At 71.1% G+C, this 17,835-nt stretch carries 19 protein-coding genes; 14 read left to right on the top strand and 5 right to left on the bottom strand.

Going from position 1 to position 17,835, the window contains the following annotated elements:
- Positions 1-39 precede the first annotated feature (39 nt).
- Together ACZ4M8_RS22155 and ACZ4M8_RS22150 are read right to left on the bottom strand one after the other, a co-directional pair.
- Entirely contained in the window at positions 40-327 is a 288-nt protein-coding gene (locus ACZ4M8_RS22155) for a hypothetical protein (RefSeq protein WP_467609820.1), read from the bottom strand.
- A gap of 23 nt (positions 328-350) precedes the next feature.
- The gene (locus ACZ4M8_RS22150; RefSeq protein ID WP_467609818.1) at positions 351-656 is read right to left on the bottom strand and encodes a hypothetical protein; all 306 of its coding nucleotides are present in this window, start codon (positions 654-656) and stop codon (positions 351-353) included.
- Positions 657-1,215: 559 nt separating this feature from the next.
- On the opposite strand from ACZ4M8_RS22150, the gene ACZ4M8_RS22145 reads away from it, so the two are divergent.
- The 3 genes from ACZ4M8_RS22145 to ACZ4M8_RS22135 all read left to right on the top strand — a co-directional run bounded on the left by ACZ4M8_RS22145 (position 1,216) and on the right by ACZ4M8_RS22135 (position 2,857).
- On the top strand, positions 1,216-2,055 hold the full coding sequence (locus ACZ4M8_RS22145; RefSeq protein ID WP_467609816.1) for a helix-turn-helix domain-containing protein: 840 nt from the start codon (positions 1,216-1,218) through the stop codon (positions 2,053-2,055).
- Positions 2,052-2,267, top strand: a complete 216-nt coding sequence (locus ACZ4M8_RS22140) for a DUF397 domain-containing protein (RefSeq protein WP_467609815.1) — start codon at positions 2,052-2,054, stop codon at positions 2,265-2,267. Before ACZ4M8_RS22145 ends, ACZ4M8_RS22140 begins: the two co-directional genes overlap by 4 nt.
- A 335-nt stretch (positions 2,268-2,602) precedes the next feature.
- Positions 2,603-2,857 (top strand): hypothetical protein, encoded by a 255-nt coding sequence (locus ACZ4M8_RS22135; RefSeq protein ID WP_467609813.1) that lies wholly within the window; start codon positions 2,603-2,605, stop codon positions 2,855-2,857.
- A gap of 86 nt (positions 2,858-2,943) precedes the next feature.
- Here the strand turns inward: ACZ4M8_RS22135 and ACZ4M8_RS22130 are convergent, their stop codons facing one another.
- The 3 genes from ACZ4M8_RS22130 to ACZ4M8_RS22120 all read right to left on the bottom strand — a co-directional run bounded on the left by ACZ4M8_RS22130 (position 2,944) and on the right by ACZ4M8_RS22120 (position 6,213).
- Positions 2,944-3,888 (bottom strand): hypothetical protein, encoded by a 945-nt coding sequence (locus ACZ4M8_RS22130; RefSeq protein WP_467609811.1) that lies wholly within the window; start codon positions 3,886-3,888, stop codon positions 2,944-2,946.
- Between the two features lie 299 nt (positions 3,889-4,187).
- A complete protein-coding gene (locus ACZ4M8_RS22125; RefSeq protein WP_467609809.1) occupies positions 4,188-5,006 on the bottom strand; it encodes an ATP nucleotide 3'-pyrophosphokinase in 819 nt (272 codons plus the stop codon).
- A gap of 391 nt (positions 5,007-5,397) precedes the next feature.
- Positions 5,398-6,213, bottom strand: coding sequence for a C40 family peptidase (locus tag ACZ4M8_RS22120; RefSeq protein WP_467609807.1), 816 nt, complete (start codon positions 6,211-6,213; stop codon positions 5,398-5,400).
- A gap of 717 nt (positions 6,214-6,930) precedes the next feature.
- On the opposite strand from ACZ4M8_RS22120, the gene ACZ4M8_RS22115 reads away from it, so the two are divergent.
- From ACZ4M8_RS22115 to nuoK, 11 genes are read left to right on the top strand one after another with little or no spacing between them, the layout of a single operon-like run.
- Positions 6,931-7,290 carry an NADH-quinone oxidoreductase subunit A gene (locus ACZ4M8_RS22115; RefSeq protein WP_399089074.1) on the top strand — a complete coding sequence of 120 codons (360 nt, stop codon included), beginning with the start codon at positions 6,931-6,933 and terminating at the stop codon, positions 7,288-7,290.
- 9 nt (positions 7,291-7,299) lie between these two features.
- Positions 7,300-7,854 (top strand): NuoB/complex I 20 kDa subunit family protein, encoded by a 555-nt coding sequence (locus tag ACZ4M8_RS22110; protein WP_399089076.1) that lies wholly within the window; start codon positions 7,300-7,302, stop codon positions 7,852-7,854.
- Entirely contained in the window at positions 7,851-8,573 is a 723-nt protein-coding gene (locus ACZ4M8_RS22105; RefSeq protein WP_467609805.1) for an NADH-quinone oxidoreductase subunit C, read from the top strand. Before ACZ4M8_RS22110 ends, ACZ4M8_RS22105 begins: the two co-directional genes overlap by 4 nt.
- Positions 8,573-9,919 carry an NADH-quinone oxidoreductase subunit D gene (locus ACZ4M8_RS22100; RefSeq protein WP_467609803.1) on the top strand — a complete coding sequence of 449 codons (1,347 nt, stop codon included), beginning with the start codon at positions 8,573-8,575 and terminating at the stop codon, positions 9,917-9,919. Before ACZ4M8_RS22105 ends, ACZ4M8_RS22100 begins: the two co-directional genes overlap by 1 nt.
- Positions 9,920-9,945: 26 nt before the next feature.
- Complete coding sequence (nuoE, locus tag ACZ4M8_RS22095; RefSeq protein ID WP_467610018.1) at positions 9,946-10,818, top strand: NADH-quinone oxidoreductase subunit NuoE; 873 nt, start codon at positions 9,946-9,948, stop codon at positions 10,816-10,818.
- The gene (gene nuoF / locus ACZ4M8_RS22090) at positions 10,818-12,173 is read left to right on the top strand and encodes an NADH-quinone oxidoreductase subunit NuoF (RefSeq protein ID WP_467609801.1); all 1,356 of its coding nucleotides are present in this window, start codon (positions 10,818-10,820) and stop codon (positions 12,171-12,173) included. Before nuoE ends, nuoF begins: the two co-directional genes overlap by 1 nt.
- Positions 12,170-14,680, top strand: a complete 2,511-nt coding sequence (locus ACZ4M8_RS22085; protein ID WP_467609799.1) for an NADH-quinone oxidoreductase subunit G — start codon at positions 12,170-12,172, stop codon at positions 14,678-14,680. Before nuoF ends, ACZ4M8_RS22085 begins: the two co-directional genes overlap by 4 nt.
- Positions 14,677-16,071, top strand: coding sequence for an NADH-quinone oxidoreductase subunit NuoH (gene nuoH, locus ACZ4M8_RS22080; RefSeq protein ID WP_467609797.1), 1,395 nt, complete (start codon positions 14,677-14,679; stop codon positions 16,069-16,071). Before ACZ4M8_RS22085 ends, nuoH begins: the two co-directional genes overlap by 4 nt.
- A complete protein-coding gene (nuoI, locus tag ACZ4M8_RS22075) occupies positions 16,064-16,681 on the top strand; it encodes an NADH-quinone oxidoreductase subunit NuoI (RefSeq protein WP_399089088.1) in 618 nt (205 codons plus the stop codon). Before nuoH ends, nuoI begins: the two co-directional genes overlap by 8 nt.
- A complete protein-coding gene (locus tag ACZ4M8_RS22070) occupies positions 16,678-17,526 on the top strand; it encodes an NADH-quinone oxidoreductase subunit J (RefSeq protein WP_467609795.1) in 849 nt (282 codons plus the stop codon). The genes nuoI and ACZ4M8_RS22070 overlap by 4 nt, the downstream gene beginning before the upstream one ends.
- A complete protein-coding gene (gene nuoK / locus ACZ4M8_RS22065) occupies positions 17,523-17,822 on the top strand; it encodes an NADH-quinone oxidoreductase subunit NuoK (protein ID WP_030283548.1) in 300 nt (99 codons plus the stop codon). The genes ACZ4M8_RS22070 and nuoK overlap by 4 nt, the downstream gene beginning before the upstream one ends.
- Positions 17,823-17,835: the final 13 nt, after the last annotated feature.

Here is a 17,835-nt window from a genome sequence, read left to right as displayed (position 1 = left end):
CCCCGTTCGCGAGGTGTGGCCGGGGCCGCGTCGTCGCCGTCAGTCCGGACGGCGATCGGCGCCGGACGCCTGCCTGCGGTACGTGTCGAGCAGGTCCAGTGCGTGGTTGAGCCGCCAGGCGATGTCCGCCGCCTCTTCGGGCGGGATCGACCCGAGGAGGAGCCGGTATCCGGTCCGCCGGCACCCGCCGCACGGCTCCTTCAGCTCGATGTCGTCGAACTCGACGCCCAGGCGCCGGAAGGCGTTGACGAACGCGCTGCCCTTCTCCTCCGCCTCCTGCCGGTCGCCGTCCACCCAGAAGGCGTGATCGGCCTTGATGAAGTCCATGTGTACGTCTCCGTGGAAAGGCGCTACGCGACGGCGGCGCGGAGTTCTCGGGGCTGCGGGCGGACGGGCCGGGGCCCGGCCCGGCGTTCGTACGCGATGAGGTACGGGCGGACGAGGGCGATCTCCTCGCCGTCGAGCGGCAGTGCCCTGCGCCGGACGTGAGCGGGCAGCGGTCGCCGGGCGTACGGCGGGGGTGGCGCGATGACCGGAGGCGCGGGCGGCAGCGGCGGCGGGAAGAGATACGTGGTCGCCCGGCGAATGAGGGTACGGGCCCGGCGTCTGGTCGGTTCCGCTAACCAGATAAACAACAGGGCGATAAAGTCGCGCATTGGTGGTCAACTCCTCAGCGGTGGTGACTTCTGCCCCCGGTGGCCGTTGCAGCGGCGTGCCGGGGTGGTACCCGCGCCCCTGCCACGGCCGGGTCGTCGCTGGCAGGCGCCGACTGGATCGACCGGGCAGGGGGCGGGGCATCAGGGGCGTCGATCGGGACGGCCGCGAGGCTCGTGCCGCGGCGGTGCTCCGGGCGCACGTCGCCCGTCTCCCAGGCGCGCCAACCACGCCGCCACTTCGCGGGTCACTTCTTCTGTTCTGCGGCTCAGCTCGTCCCCTTTCTGCACGTCACCCTGCGGGGTGACGGCTCCTGCGCAAGCGGGCTCTTCGGGTTGATCAGGCACGGATGTACCTCCGACACGGCGAAACGGGCTCATCGCGTCCGGACGCAGCTGTGCATGGCAGGACTGCCCAACGGAGCTGCGTGGAGAGAAAGTTGCCGATCTCTGCGAACGTGCAGGAGTCTGCAGCACGGCCAGGGTCACGCGCAATGACACTAACGAGTGCAATTGCATGGGGAGTTGCAAGTCGGATCCGCAGGTGGTCAGACTGGCGTCTGTGACGACATCGAGCCCTGTAGTGCGGCGCCGACGGCTTGGCCAGGAACTGCGACGCCTCCGCGAAAACCTCGGCCTTCTCGGCAACGACGTGGCAGGCCGCCTCCGTTGGTCCACGTCCAAGCTGTCCCGGATCGAGGGAGGGCGTACCGCGCCCACGCCGGCGGACGTCAATCGCCTGCTCGATCTGTACGGGATGAGCGATGACGACAAGGAGCGGGACAAGCTCGCCAAGCTGACCAAGGAGGCGCGGAAGAAGGGCTGGTGGCAGCTCTACAGCGACATTCCGTACTCCACGTACATCGGCCTCGAAGCCGAGGCGGCACAGATCCTCACGTACGAGAACGTCGTACCGGGGCTGTTGCAGACGACTCGCTACGCGGAAGAGATCAACCGTGCCACGGACCCGGGTCTCTCAGAGGAAGCGCTCGAACAGCGCGTCGATGTCCGGATGCATCGGCAGAGACTCCTCACGGAAGGCGACGAGCCGCTGGAGGTCCGTGCCGTACTGGACGAATCGGCGCTGCGTCGGATGGTTGGCGACCGGGACGTGATGCGTGAGCAGCTACATCGCCTTCTGGATGTCGCGGACCTGCCGAACGTCCTGCTCCAGGTGATTCCCTTCTCTGCCGGGGCCCACCGTGGGACACTCGAAGGGCCGTTCATTATTCTGCGGTTCCCTGATCAGGAAGACCCGGACGTGGTCTACGTCGAGGCCAACAGTGATCAGTACCCGAGCGACGTGCCGAGGTATGAGCTGGCTTTCGACAACCTGAGAGCTGCTGCCGTCAGCGTTCCCGAGACGCTGATGCTGATCCGGAACATGGTGAAAGACCTATGACAGTCGACAACGGCAAGGACGTGAACCTCGCCGGTGCCGCGTGGCGTACCTCCACATACAGCCAGGCAAACGGTGCGTGCGTGGAGGTCGCCGACGGCATGGGCGCGGTCGTCCCGGTCCGCGATTCCAAGGACCGTGACCGTCGGCCGCTGACCTTCTCGTCGGCTTCCTGGGCAGCCTTCATCGCGGAGTTGAAGGCGGACCATAACTAGTCCTGGACGGCGAGTCCGACCGCTGACCTGGCGGACGCTGCGAAGTGCTCCCTGTACGGCTGGTCGTACAGGGAGCACTGTGCTGTTCGGCGGAGGGGCGATCCATGGTTCAACGCCCCGAAAGGCCCCGCCTATGACCCGTACCGGGTTCCTACGACGACTTCGACCCGCAGGCGCACCCCGAAGGCGTGAACCGCGGGGCGTCCCACGGGGCCCCGTGTCACCTCACCGGGTACGGCTGGCCCTGAGAACGTCCTCTTCCGAGCAGGTCACGCATGGTCCGCGCGGGCCGGGGGGAGTACGGAGGGGATTCATCAGCCCCTGGATGTGAGGTCATGGAGTTGGACGCGATGATCAGGGATGCCGAGGGAGCGCGCGACGAGCTGCGGGCCGCGCTGCTGGGGGTCGGTGTCGTCCTGCCCACCGTGCGGCTCGACGCCGCGTCGGTCGCCGGGGAGGACCCCCGGCCACTGGTGGAGCTGGGCCGCTGCGCTCCCGATGTGGCACGGCAGCTCGCCGCCGTCCTCCGCCGCTGCGCGATGCACAGCACCTACGAACGGAACCGGCAGGAGGCGGGCAGCACACCGTGAGCCGGGGCGCCGCCCGGGTGGCGCCCCACGACGCGGGCCGCCACCCGGGGGCGTGTCCTCCGTACGCCGTCCCCGGGAGCGGTTCGTCAGGGGCGTGCGGTCCCGTTGGCACGGCGTTGCCGGTGGTGGGTCAGCAGATAGCCGCCCGCGGCGGTCGCCGCGAGGACGGCGCCGCCGGCGGCGAGGAGCGTGGTGGCGCGCAGCTCCCCGGTGGTGAGCCGCGCCAGCTGCGCGAACCGCACCTCGGTCGTGGGGTGTTGCTCCGCCGTCCCGCCGCCCCCGGCGGCCACCGGCCCGTGCGGGGCGCGCGGGTGTGAGGTGCGCGGGCCTCCAGCGGCCGGACCGCCGGTGCCCGGCCGCTTCGCGTACGGGCCCTCGGTGCGGGGGAGTTCACGGTGCGGGCCGCCGGGCCGCGGCGCGGTGCCGGGCGCCGGGGCGGGCCCGCCGGACGGACCGGACGGGGCGCGGTGCGGCGCGGCGGACGGCGCACCCGAAGGGGCCTTGGACGGGGCGGCCGAAGAAGGGCCGGACGAGGCGCCGGACGGTTCGCGCGCCTCGTTCTGCTCCGCGACGGTGGTCCGTACGGTGACGCTCCAGGGCGCGTTGTCGGGGCAGACGCCCTCGATCGCCCAGGCCGCTCGGGCGTCGGCCCGCGCGGCGGCGGCCTCGTCGACCGGCCCGAGGCCCAGCGGCACCCGGGGGGCGGTCCGCGCCGTGCCCCGGTAGGTGCCGGTGTTCCCCTGGCGTTCCAGGGTGACGGTGCCGTCCCGCAGCACCCGCCCCTCGCCGCTGATGTTCCGCGGCATCCGCCGCTCGTCGCCGACCGCGCAGGTCACCGCCACCGTGACGGACCGGCCGCGGCGTACCGTCGCCGGGTCGACGGAGGCGGACGGCCCGTCACCGGAGGCCGCCGACCGGCCCGCGGCGGCGGATATGGACCGCGCGGGCGTGGCCGAGGCCGCCGGTGCGGTGAGGGCGACGGCGGCCGCGCCGAGCGCGGACACGGCCAGGGTGCGCGCGGCGCGGCACATACGGATCCTCCTGGTACGGCGTCGGGAACGCCCCGGGCCGACCGCCCCGGGCGCCGGGCCCCGCACCTCTTCCGTGCGGGGCCCGCTTCCGTGAGCCATGTCAGCCCAGGCCCGGCCGGCGCGCACCCGGAGCGGCGCGGCGGAGGGGCACCGGTGAGCCGAACGGGCGGAAGAGCCCGGGTCCCGCGCCGCTCCCGCGCCCCGGCTCCGGCCGACCCCCGCCCGGAGCACCCGGCCCGCGCCCGTACCGGACCCGGCCCGCGCCGTGCGCCGCGTCCGGTCCGGGGCGCGCCCCGGGATCAGCTCTCCACCGGGACCGCCGGCACCGTCGCCGGTGCCCGGCGGCGCGGTTCGGGGGCCGTCAGGCGGTCGGCGCCGGGCGGGACGGGGACGGCGGCGAAGAGGGCGTCCTGTTGCTCCTGGAGTTCGCGGGCCCGCTCGGGCGAGGTGCCGGGCAGCCGCTGCTCCTCGTACAGCTTGTGGGTCTCCAGCTGGGCTTTCTTGCTCTCGGGGGTGTGGAACTGCACCTCGAAGAGCTGACCGGAGCGGGGCGCGCGCCAGCCCGAGTTGACGGCCTTGTAGCCGTTCTTCCGGGCCCAGGTGTTGGACCACTTGGCGCTGTCGTTGCACCAGGAGGCCAGCAGCGCGGAGGCGGCGGTGACGCCCGCGGTGTACCGCTTGCCGGGCCACTGGAGGGTGAAGCGCACCGCGTCGTTGATCCGGGCCAGGGACTGGCCGACGGTGCGCCCGCGCTCCTCGCCCATCCAGGTGGCGACCTTCCGCTTGAGCGAATCGGGGGACTTCAGCCGCTGGTCGAAGCCGACCAGTTCGGCGTCGCTGAGCCGGGCGGCGGCCCGGATCTGCGGGCTGATGGCACGTTCGGCGGCGCGGGCGCGGGCGGCGTACGCGTCGACCGCGGCGTTGTCGGCCGGGTCGAGGTGGAGCCCGTCCTGGTCCCAGGCGCCGCCGGGCGCGGTGCGGTTGACCGCGTCGTTGCCGGTGACGACGGTGCCGGAGCCGGCGGGGCGGGCGGCGGCGGGGTGGACGGCACCCAGCCCGAGGGCGGCGGCCAGCGCGGCGCCGGTCAGGGCCCGGGTGAGGGTACGGGGTGTGGTCATCGGGTGCGGTGTCCTCTCGGCAGGCGCCGCGGTGCCCGTTCGGCGGCGCGGCGGACGGCGAGAGGCACAACGTCCCAGGCGGTCCACCGGTCGCTGCCGGGTCCCCCGTGAGGGTGGAATCCGTCCGGAATCCGCCGCCCCGCCCCGAGGAAGGACCACCCGGGTACGCCGGTACGGGCCCGACCGCGTACCCACACCCGGCCACGGGGCCCGCCGCACGCCGAAGGCCGCCCCTCCCGAGCGGTGGGAGGAGCGGCCTTCGTCAGGCGTTACAGGACGGCCGAACCGTCACGACGGGATCCGCCGAAAGGGGTCGTACCGGGAGGAATGGGCGCCGCAGTGCGCCGCGTCCGGACCGGTGACGGGCCGTCCGCCGTGGCGGCGCCGGGTCTCAGAGGACGCGGACGGCGCCGGTGGGCTGGTCGTAGCTGAGCGGACGCTCGACCACACCGGTGCTGGAGTTCTGCGCGCCGATGAAGTTGCCGTTTCCGACGTAGACACCCACGTGGTACGCGCTGCCCGCGCTGCCCCAGTAGAGGATGTCGCCGACCTGGAGGTTGCCCAGACCGACCTGGGTGCCGGCGGTCGACTGCGACTGCGAGACGCGCGGCAGCTCGATGCCGATCTGCCGGAACGCGGCCTGCGTCAGACCCGAGCAGTCGTACGCGGAGGGGCCGGTGGCGCCCATGACGTACGCCTTGCCGACCTGCGCGCGCAGGAAGGAGAGCAGGGTGGCGGTGGAGCCGGTGGAGGGTGTGGTGTCGGTGGAGCCGGACGGCTCACCGCCCGTCAGAAGGGTGCGGTCCGCGGAGCGGGAGGCGCGCACCTGCTGGGCCTCGGCGGCCTTCTTACGGGCCTCCTCCGCCTTCTTCTTCGCCTCGGCGGCCTTCTTCTCGGCCTCGGCCTTGTCCTTCTTCGCGGCCTTCGCGGCGGTCAGCGCCGCCTTGTCCTGTGCGGCCTGACGCTCGTACACCTCCGCGACCTGCTGCGTGGCGTCGGCGCTCTCGGCGAGGTCGACGGAGAGTGCCGTCGTGATGGTCGGCAGCTCCTGGGTCTCGGAGACCGGCTTCTCGGCGGCGTTGGCCGGAACGGTCGCTCCGGTCACCGCGAGGGTGAGGAAGCCACCGGTGACGCCCGCACGCAGGGCCCGCGAGGACGCGGAACGGCGGGGCTTCCGGTGGCTGGGTATGAGTGCGTTCGGGGACATGGCACCACGGCTATCAAGAGTCACAGGTTGCTGCCAACAAAGGTGGCTTGCGCCACACTTGACGCGTACACGATGAACAAAAGGGATCAATTGCCGCCCGTGGCGCCGCTCGAACGGTGTCCGAAAATCGCGATCATGCACCTACGCACGGCTTTTGCAGCCGATGCGGGGAGAAGAGGGCGCCTATCACCTCCGCAGGCGCCACGCCAAGGCTTCCCGTAGGTCAAGGAGTTATGGCGCGAAACCGCGTGGGATAGCTCACTCGTGAGTGTCCGTTATGTTCCCGTGATCCGCCGCCGGCCCGCCGCTCGTGAAGACGTGCACGTACGGACGATCACGAGCGGATCACGGGGTGGTCACGCCACCGACCGGGCGGCTTATAGCAGTTGACGGCGTCCAGTGCCAATTTGCTTGCGTGGCACCTGTCTTGATAATGACATCGCCGCCCTGACCAGCGGTAACCCGCGTGAATGTCACCTCTCGTGATCACTCGCGCGCTTCACGTACGTAGCTCACCGCTCATCCGACTTCATGATCCTTCGTCAGGTGGTGGAGATCACAAAGGCGTTGGCGTACCCCGTGTCGCAGATCACAGGAGGACGGGCATAGGATGCAGGCGGTCCGGGCTTGTGAACTGCCTCACATGCGCACGATCTCCGTGGGGCGGGCCCGGACGGACCGCCATCCAGTCATCGTCGACTGAAGGGAGCGAGGACGGTGAACGCCTATGCGCCCATCCTCGTACTGGGAGCCCTCGGGGCAGGCTTTGCGATCTTCTCCGTCGTGATGGCCACGCTCGTGGGACCCAGGCGCTACAACCGGGCCAAGCTCGAAGCGTACGAATGCGGGATCGAGCCGACTCCGCAGCCGGCCGGCGGCGGTCGCTTCCCGATCAAGTACTACCTGACGGCGATGCTCTTCATCGTCTTCGACATCGAGATCGTCTTCCTCTACCCCTGGGCCGTCACCTTCGACGCCCTGGGAGTGTTCGGGCTCGTCGAGATGCTCCTCTTCGCGCTCACCGTCTTCGTCGCCTACGCCTACGTATGGCGTCGTGGCGGCCTGGAATGGGACTAGGGGTCACCCATGGGACTTGAAGAGAAGCTGCCCAGCGGCTTTCTGCTGACCACCGTCGAACAGGCCGCGGGCTGGGTACGTAAATCCTCCGTCTTCCCCGCCACCTTCGGGCTCGCCTGCTGCGCCATCGAGATGATGACGACCGGCGCCGGACGGTACGACCTCGCCCGCTTCGGCATGGAGGTCTTCCGCGGCTCCCCGCGCCAGGCGGATCTGATGATCGTGGCCGGGCGGGTCAGCCAGAAGATGGCGCCGGTGCTGCGGCAGGTCTACGACCAGATGCCCGACCCGAAGTGGGTCATCTCCATGGGCGTCTGCGCCTCGTCGGGCGGCATGTTCAACAACTACGCGATCGTCCAGGGCGTCGACCACATCGTCCCGGTCGACATCTACCTGCCGGGCTGCCCGCCGCGCCCCGAGATGCTGCTGGACGCCATTCTCAAGCTCCACCAGAAGATCCAGGAGACCAAGCTCGGCGTCAATCAGCGGCAGGCGGCCCGCGAGGCGGAGGAAGCCGCGCTCAAAGCGCTCCCGACGATCGAGATGAAGGGACTGCTGCGGTGAGCGAGCAGGACGACCCCAACGCACCCGGCCAGAACGTCCCGGCCCAGCGCGACGACACCGGCGACCTCATCGCCACCCGCCGCGGCATGTTCGGCGCCGCGAACGGCGGCGACACCTCCGGCTACGGCGGACTCGTCCGCACCGTACGGCTGCCCGGCGCCAGCCCCCGCCCCTACGGCGGCTGGTTCGACGAGGTCGCCGACGAACTGGAGGGCGCCCTGGAGGAACAGGGCCTGGTCCCCGGCAACGTCATCGCCAAGACCGTCGTCGACCGCGACGAGCTGACCTTCCACATCGAGCGGGAGTTCCTCCCGGCCGTCGCCCGCACGCTCCGCGACGACCCCGCGCTCCGCTTCGAACTGTGCACCGGCGTCAGCGCCGTCCACTTCCCCGGCGACAAGGGCCGCGAACTGCACGCCGTCTACCACCTGCGCTCGCTCACCCACAACCGGCTGATCCGGCTGGAGGTCTCGGCCCCCGACGCCGACCCGCACATCCCGTCGGTCGTCTCCGTCTACCCGACCAACGACTGGCACGAGCGCGAGGCGTACGACTTCTTCGGCCTGATCTTCGACGGCCACCCGGCGCTCACCCGGATCATGATGCCCGACGACTGGCAGGGCTTCCCGCAGCGCAAGGACTACCCGCTCGGCGGCATCCCCGTCGAGTACAAGGGCGCCCAGATCCCGGCTCCCGACCAGCGGAGGTCGTACAGCTGATGACTCCTTCCCCTTCCCCCGCCGAAGCGTCCGCCGCCCCCGGGCCGCGCGAGACGACCGAGGGCGCCGTCTACACCGTCACCGGCGGCGACTGGGACGAGATCGCGACGGCCGCCGCCGCGTCCGACGACGAACGCATCATCGTCAACATGGGCCCGCAGCACCCTTCCACGCACGGTGTGCTGCGCCTCATCCTGGAGATCGACGGCGAGACCGTCACCGAGGCCCGCTGCGGGATCGGCTACCTCCACACCGGCATCGAGAAGAACCTCGAATACCGGACGTGGACCCAGGGCACGACGTTCGTCACGCGCATGGACTACCTGACGCCGTTCTTCAACGAGACGGCGTACTGCCTCGCGGTGGAGAAACTCCTCGGCATCACCGAGCAGATCCCCGACCGCGCCACCGTCATCCGCGTGCTGCTGATGGAGCTGAACCGCCTCTCCTCCCACCTCGTGGCCATCGCCACCGGCGGGATGGAGCTGGGCGCCACCACCATCATGATCTACGGCTTCCGCGACCGGGAACTCATCCTCGACCTCTACGAGTTGATCACCGGCCTGCGGATGAACCACGCGTACATCCGCCCCGGCGGCCTCGCCCAGGACCTGCCGCCCGGCGCCGTCGACCAGGTCCGCGCCTTCGTCAAGAAGATGCGCAAGAACCTCCCCGAGTACGACAAACTCGCCAGCGGCAACCCGGTGTTCAAGGGCCGCATGGAGGGCATCGGCTACCTCGACCTCGCCGGCTGCCTCGCCACCGGCGCCACCGGCCCGATCCTCCGCTCCGCGGGCCTGCCGCACGACCTGCGCAAGACCCAGCCGTACTGCGGTTACGAGACCTACGACTTCGAGGTGCCGACCGCCGACACCTGCGACGCCTACGGACGCTTCCTGATCCGCCTGGAGGAGATGCGGCAGTCGCTGCGGATCGTCGAACAGTGCCTGGACCGGCTGGAGCCCGGCCCCGTCATGGTCGCCGACAAGAAGATCGCCTGGCCCGCGCAGCTCGCCCTCGGGCCCGACGGCCTCGGCAACAGCCTCGACCACATCAAGAAGATCATGGGCACCTCGATGGAAGCCCTCATCCACCACTTCAAGCTGGTCACCGAAGGTTTCCGGGTCCCGCCCGGCCAGGCGTACGCCGCCGTGGAATCCCCCAAGGGCGAACTGGGCGTGCACGCCGTCAGCGACGGCGGCACCCGCCCCTACCGCGTGCACTTCCGCGATCCGTCCTTCACCAACCTGCAGGCCATGGCGGCCATGTGCGAAGGCGGCCAGGTCGCCGACGTCATCGTCGCCGTCGCGTCCATCGACCCCGTGATGGGAGGCGTCGACCGGTGACCGAGAACGCTGCGACGAGCCTGGGCATGCCCTCGCTCCCCGCCCCCGACTACCCGGACGACGTCCGCGCCCGGCTGGAGGCCGACGCCGCGGAGATCATCGCCCGCTACCCCGGCTCCCGCTCCGCGCTGCTGCCGCTGCTCCACCTCGTCCAGGCGGAGGAGGGGCACGTCAGCCGCACCGGCATCCGCTTCTGCGCCGGCCAACTCGGACTGACCACCGCCGAGGTCACCGCCGTCGCCACCTTCTACTCCATGTACCGCCGCGCCGACGGCGGCGACTACCAGGTCGGCGTCTGCACCAACACCCTCTGCGCGGTGATGGGCGGCGACGCCATCTTCGAGCGGCTCCAGGAGCACCTCGGCATCGCCAATGGCGAGACCACCGAGGACGGCGCCGTCACCCTCGAACACATCGAGTGCAACGCCGCCTGCGACTACGCGCCCGTCGTGATGGTCAACTGGGAGTTCTTCGACAACCAGACCCCGCAGTCCGCCACACGCCTCGTCGACGACCTGCGCGCCGGCCGTACCGTCGAACCCACCCGCGGCGCCCCGCTCTGCACCTTCAAGGAGACCTCCCGGATCCTGGCCGGCTTCCCCGACACGCGCCCCGGCGCCGTCGAGGCCACCGGCGGCGCCGGACACGCCTCCCTCGTCGGACTCCGCCTCGCCAAGGGCGAGACGGCCCCGGGCCGCCCCGCCGACCACGTCATCGCCCCGCGCACCACCGCCGACGGCGCGGACCGCCCCGCCGGACACCCGCCGGGCGAACCGCCGTCGGGCGCCCCCGGCGAGCAAGCGTCCCCGGCGCACCCCAGCTCCCACGACGCGCCCCAGGAGACCTCGGCCTCCGACGAGCACCACCCGTCCGGGCCCGCATCCGAGGAGGGGAAGTGATGACGGTGGCAGCCGAGGTCGACGAAGCCAGCCCGCAGAAACTCCTCGCGCCGGTCCTGTCCGCCTTCTGGGACCAGCCCGGCTCCTGGACCCTGGACACCTACCGCCGCCACGACGGTTACGAAGGGCTCCGCAAGGCCCTCGCCATGGCCCCCGACGACGTCATCGCGTACGTCAAGGACGCCGGACTCCGCGGACGCGGCGGCGCCGGTTTCCCCACCGGCATGAAATGGCAGTTCATCCCGCAGGGCGACGGCAAACCGCACTACCTCGTCGTCAACGCCGACGAATCCGAGCCCGGCACCTGCAAGGACATCCCGCTCCTCTTCGCCAACCCGCACTCCCTCATCGAAGGCATCGTGATCGCCTGTCACGCGATCCGCTCGAACCACGCCTTCATCTACCTGCGCGGCGAGGTCGTCCCCGTCCTGCGCCGGCTGCACGAGGCGGTGCGCGAGGCGTACGCGGCGGGCTTCCTCGGCAAGGACGTCCTCGGCTCCGGACTCGACCTCGACGTCACCGTGCACGCCGGCGCCGGGGCGTACATCTGCGGTGAGGAGACCGCGCTGCTCGACTCGCTGGAGGGCCGCCGCGGCCAGCCCCGGCTGCGCCCGCCCTTCCCCGCCGTGGAGGGCCTGTACGCCTGCCCCACCGTGGTGAACAACGTCGAGTCCATCGCGTCGGTCCCCGCCCTCATCCACCGCGGCAAGGACTGGTTCCGCTCCATGGGCAGCGAGAAGTCGCCCGGCTTCACGCTCTACTCCCTCAGCGGCCACGTCGCGAGCCCCGGCCAGTACGAGGCGCCGCTCGGCATCACCCTGCGCCAGCTCCTCGACATGAGCGGCGGGATGCGCCCCGGCCACCGCCTGAAGTTCTGGACCCCGGGCGGCTCGTCCACCCCGATGTTCACCGAGGAACACCTCGACGTCCCCCTCGACTACGAGGGCGTCGGCGCCGCCGGTTCGATGCTCGGCACCAAGGCGCTCCAGTGCTTCGACGAGACCACCTGCGTGGTCCGCGCCGTCACCCGCTGGACGGAGTTCTACGCCCACGAGTCCTGCGGCAAGTGCACCCCCTGCCGCGAGGGCACCTACTGGCTCGTCCAGCTGCTCCGCGACATCGAGGCGGGCAAGGGCCGCCCCGGCGACCTCGACAAGCTCAACGACATCGCCGACAACATCAACGGCAAGTCGTTCTGCGCCCTCGGCGACGGCGCCGCCTCGCCGATCTTCTCCTCCCTGAAGTACTTCCGCGAGGAGTACGAACAGCACCTGTCCGGCAGGGGCTGCCCCTTCGACCCCGCCAGGTCGACCGCCTGGGCCGACAACGACGCTCACCTGGGGGTGAACGCATGACCGTCACCACGAACGCCCCCCACGACGGGGGCGGCGAGGCGGCGAAGCCGCCCGAGGACCTCGTCACGCTGACGATCGACGGTGTGGAACTCTCCGTCCCCAAGGGGACGCTGGTCATCCGCGCCGCCGAACTCCTCGGCATCGAGATCCCGCGTTTTTGCGACCACCCGCTGCTCGACCCGGCGGGCGCCTGCCGCCAGTGCATCGTCGAGGTCGAGGGCCAGCGCAAACCGATGGCCTCCTGCACCATCACCTGCACCGAGGGCATGGTCGTCAGGACGCAGCTGACCTCGCCGGTCGCCGAGAAGGCCCAGCGCGGCGTCATGGAGCTGCTGCTCATCAACCACCCGCTGGACTGCCCGGTCTGCGACAAGGGCGGCGAGTGCCCGCTGCAGAACCAGGCGATGCAGGTCGGCGACCCGGAGAGCCGCTTCGAGGGCCGCAAGCGGACGTACGAGAAGCCCGTCGCCATCTCCACACAGGTCCTCCTGGACCGGGAACGCTGTGTGCTGTGCGCCCGCTGCACCCGCTTCAGCAACCAGATCGCCGGTGACCCGATGATCGAGCTGATCGACCGCGGCGCCCTCCAGCAGGTCGGCACCGGCGACGGCGACCCGTTCGTGTCGTACTTCTCCGGCAACACCATCCAGATCTGCCCGGTCGGCGCCCTCACCTCCGCCGCGTACCGCTTCCGCTCCCGCCCCTTCGACCTGGTGTCGTCGCCGAGCGTCTGCGAGCACTGCGCCGGGGGCTGCGCCACCCGCACCGACCACCGCCGCGGCAAGGTCATGCGCCGCCTCGCCGCCGACGACCCCGAGGTCAACGAGGAGTGGCTCTGCGACAAGGGCCGCTTCGCCTTCCGGTACGCACAGCAGCGCGACCGGCTGGAGAGCCCCTTCGTCCGCAACGCCGCGACGGGTGAGCTGGAGCCGGCCAGCTGGCCCGAGGCGCTGGCCGCCGCCGCCCGCGGACTGGCCGCCGCCCGTGGCCGCACCGGCGTGCTGACCGGCGGCCGCCTCACCGTCGAGGACGCCTACGCGTACGCCAAGTTCGCCCGTACCGTCCTCGCCACCCACGACATCGACTTCCGGGCCCGCCCGCACAGCGCCGAGGAGGCCGCGTTCCTCGCCTCCCGGGTCGCCGGACGCGGCCTCGACCTCGACGGGAGCGGGGTCACGTACCGCGCGCTGGAGCAGGCGCCCGCCGTTCTCCTCGCCGGGATCGAGGCGGAGGAGGAGGCGCCCGGCGTCTTCCTGCGACTGCGCAAGGCACACCGCAAGCACGGGCAGCACACCTACGGGCTCGCCCCGTACGCCACCCGCGGGCTGATCAAGACCGGCGGCACGCTGCTGCCCGCCGCCCCCGGCACCGAGACCGAATGGCTCGACGCACTCGCCGGCGGCGTCGGTCTCGACGGCGACGGGCGCGAGGCCGCCGAGGCGCTGCGCGCGGAGGGCGCCGTCCTCGTCGTCGGCGAACGCCTCGCCACCGTGCCCGGCGCGCTGACCGCCGCGGTCCGCCTGGCCACCGCCACCGGCGCCCGCCTGGTGTGGATCCCGCGGCGCGCCGGGGAGCGCGGCGCCGTCGAGGCGGGCGCCCTGCCGGGGCTGCTGCCCGGCGGCCGGCCCGCCACCGACCCGCGCGCCCGCGCGGAGACCGCCGCGCTCTGGGGCGTCGACGAACTGCCGTCCGGCCACGGCCGGGACACCGGCGAGATCATCGAGGCCGCCGTCACCGGTGAGCTGGGCGCTCTGCTCGTCGGCGGTGTGGAGGTCGCCGACCTGCCGGATCCGGCCCGCGCCACCGCCGCGCTCGACGCCGTCGGCTTCCTGGTCAGCCTGGAGCTGCGGCCGTCCGCCGTCACCGACCGCGCCGACGTCGTCCTCCCCGTGGCCGCCGTCGTCGAGAAGTCCGGCACCTTCCTCAACTGGGAGGGCCGGGCCCGGATGTTCGAGGCGGCGCTCAAACCGGACCAGATGACCCGGCGCCACCTCCAGGCCGACGCCCGCGTCCTCCACATGCTGGCCGACGCGCTCGGTACGCCGCTGGGGCTGCCCGACGTGCACGCCGTCCGCCGGGAGCTGGACCGCTTCGGCGGGCGCGGTGGCCCGTACGCCGCCGACCCGCTGGAGACCGGCCGTCCGGTGCCCCGCCCGGAGCCGGGCGAGGCGGTCCTCGCCGGTCACCGTCTCCTGCTCGACCAGGGAAAACTCCAGGACGGCGACGAGGCGCTGGCCGGCACCCGGCATCCGGCGGTGGCGCGGCTCTCCGCCGCCACCGCGCGGGAGACCGGCGTCGCCGACGGTGAGCTGCTGGCCGTCACCGGCCCGGCGGGCACCGTCCGCCTGCCGCTGCACATCACGCCGATGCCCGACCGGGTCGTCTGGCTGCCGCTGAACTCCACCGGCGGCGGTGTGGCGGCCGACACCGGCGCGCACCCGGGTGAGCCGGTCACGATCGCCGCCGTCCCCGGTGCCCCGGCGACGGCCGAGGAGGTGGACGCATGATGCCGCAACTCGCGCTCGGCACCACGGCGCTGGCCCAGGAAGACCTGTCGATGTTCGGCCGCGACCCGTGGTGGCTCATCGTCATCAAGGCGGTCTTCTGCTTCGCCTTCCTGATGCTGACGGTGCTGTTCTCCATCGTCTGGGAGCGCAAGGTCGTCGCCTGGATGCAGCTGCGCATCGGCCCCAATCGCCACGGTCCGTGGGGGATGCTCCAGTCCCTCGCCGACGGCATCAAGCTGATGCTGAAGGAGGACGTGGTCGTCAAACGCGCCGACAGGGCGGTCTACGTCCTGGCGCCGGTCGTCGCCGCGATCCCCGCCTTCATGGCCATCGCGGTGATCCCCTTCGGCCCCGCGGGCAACGAGATCTCGGTCTTCGGCCACCGCACCCCGATGCAACTGACCGACCTGCCCATCGGCATCCTCTACATCCTCGCCACCGCCTCCGTCGGCATCTACGGCATCGTCCTCGCCGGCTGGTCGTCCGGCTCGACGTATCCGCTGCTCGGCGGGCTCCGCTCGTGCGCGCAGATGATCTCGTACGAGATCGCGATGGGCATGTCCTTCGCGGCGGTCTTCCTCTACTCCGGGTCGATGTCGACGTCGACGATCGTCCAGGCGCAGCAGGACCGCTGGTACGTGCTGCTGCTGCCGGTCTCCTTCCTCATCTACATCGTCGCGATGGTCGGTGAGACCAACCGCGCGCCGTTCGACATGCCGGAGTCCGAGGGCGACCTCGTCGGCGGTTTCAACACCGAGTACTCGTCCATCAAGTTCGCGATGTTCATGCTCGCCGAGTACATCAACATGGTCACCGTCTCGGCGGTTGCGATCACCCTCTTCCTCGGCGGCTGGCGCGCCCCGTGGCCCGTCTCGACGTTCTGGGAGGGCGCCAACCACGGCTGGTGGCCGCTGCTGTGGTTCACGCTCAAGGTGCAGCTGCTGTTGTTCTTCTTCATCTGGCTGCGCGGCACACTGCCCCGGGTCCGCTACGACCAGTTCATGAAGCTGGGCTGGAAGGTCCTCATCCCGGTCTCGCTGCTGTGGCTGATGCTCGTCGCCACCGTCCGCGTCCTGAAGAACGAGGGCCACGACTTCCAGCAGATCGTCCTGTACGTCGCCGGAGCCGCCGTCGCCCTGCTGCTGATCTCCCTGGTCGTCGACTTCTTCCGGCGCGGCGCCGCACCGGAGGACAAGGAGCCGGACGGCGCGGAGGACGGCGCGTTCGACCCGATGGCGGGCGGTTTCCCCGTCCCGCCGCTGCCCGGACAGGAGGTGCCGCCGGTGCCGCGCCGACGGCCGCGCCAGGAACGCGAGTTGATTGTCAGTGGTCGGGTGGACACTGTCAGTGACGTAGAGGGAACGGACGGAAAGGGGGGCGACGGTGCCTGAGTTCCAGAACCCTGTGGCCGGCTTCGGCGTGACCTTCAAGGCCATGTTCAAGAAGCGGCTGACCGAGCAGTACCCGGAGGAGAAGAAGCCGACGGCGCCCCGGTTCCACGGCCGCCATCAGCTCAACCGCCATCCGGACGGCCTGGAGAAGTGCGTCGGCTGCGAGCTGTGCGCCTGGGCCTGCCCCGCCGACGCCATCTACGTCGAGGGCGCCGACAACACCGACGAGGAGCGCTACTCCCCGGGCGAGCGCTACGGCCGCGTCTACCAGATCAACTACCTGCGCTGCATCCTGTGCGGCCTGTGCGTCGAGGCGTGCCCGACCCGCGCGCTGACCATGACCAACGAGTACGAGCTGGCCGACCGGACCCGGGAATCGCTCATCTACACCAAGGAGGAGCTGCTCGCGGGCCTGGAGGACACCATGGTCGACACCCCGCACGCGATCTTCCCCGGGATGACGGAGAAGGACTACTACCGCGGCCTGGTCACCGAGGCCGCCCCCGGCACGGTCCGCCAGACCGCCCACAGCAAGGGCGAGATGCCGCAGGAAGCGGCCCACACCACGGGGGAGAACGAACCGGCCGCCCCGGAGGTGATGGAGCGATGAACTCCCTCGCCGCCGCGGCCTCCACCGGTGAGGCCGTGCAGTTCTGGATCCTCGGCACCGTCGCCGTCGTCGGCGCGCTCTGCACGATCCTGATGAGGCGCGCCGTCCACAGCGCCCTCTCCCTCGCCGGCACCATGATCGTCCTGGCGGTCTTCTACCTCGCCAACGGCGCCTACTTCCTCGGCGTCGTGCAGATCGTCGTCTACACCGGCGCGATCATGATGCTCTTCCTCTTCGTCGTGATGCTCGTCGGTGTCACCGCCGCCGACTCCCTCAAGGAGACGCTGAAGGGCCAGCGCTGGCTCGCCGCCGCCCTCGGCCTCGGCTTCGGCGTCCTCCTCATCGCCGGCATCGGCAACGCCTCCCTCAAGGAGTTCAACGGCCTCGGCGACGCCAACGCCGGGGGCAACGTCCAGGGCCTGGCCGCGCTGATCTTCACCAAGTACGTCTTCGCCTTCGAGGTCACCGGTGCCCTGCTGATCACCGCCGCCGTCGGCGCGATGGTCCTCACCCACCGCGAGCGCACCGAGCGCACCCCGTCCCAGCGGGAGCAGTCGCTGGCCCGCGTCAAGGAGGGCAAGCAGGTCACGCCGCTGCCCGCGCCGGGTGTCTACGCCCGCCACAACGCCGTCGACATCCCCGGCCTGCTGCCCGACGGCACCCCGTCCGAGCTGACCGTCAATCCCACGCTCCGCGGGCGCGGCCAGATCCGTGACGTCTCCCAGGAATCCCTCGCCGAGCTGAAGGCCCTGGAGCAGCGGTCGCAGGAGTGGCTCGGCCGCGGCGCGTCCGAGCCCCCGACCGCCCCGTCCCCGGCGGCGCCGAAGGAGGAGGCCAGCAAATGAACCCGGTCTACTACCTCTACCTCGCCGCCCTGCTGTTCACCATCGGCGCGGCCGGCGTGCTGATCAGGCGGAACGCCATCGTGGTGTTCATGTGCATCGAGCTGATGCTCAACGCCTGCAACCTCGCCTTCGTCACCTTCTCCCGTCTGCACGGCAATCTCGACGGCCAGATCATCGCCTTCTTCACGATGGTCGTCGCCGCCGCCGAGGTCGTCGTCGGGCTGGCGATCATCGTGACGATCTTCCGCACCCGTCATACGGCCTCGGTCGACGACGCCAGCCTGATGAAGCTGTAAGGGGTCGCCCAAA

It is taken from the genome of Streptomyces sp. NPDC027185, from assembly GCF_055567035.1.
Note: the sequence above shows the minus strand (reverse complement) of the source record. Positions and strands in the feature narration are given on the sequence as shown.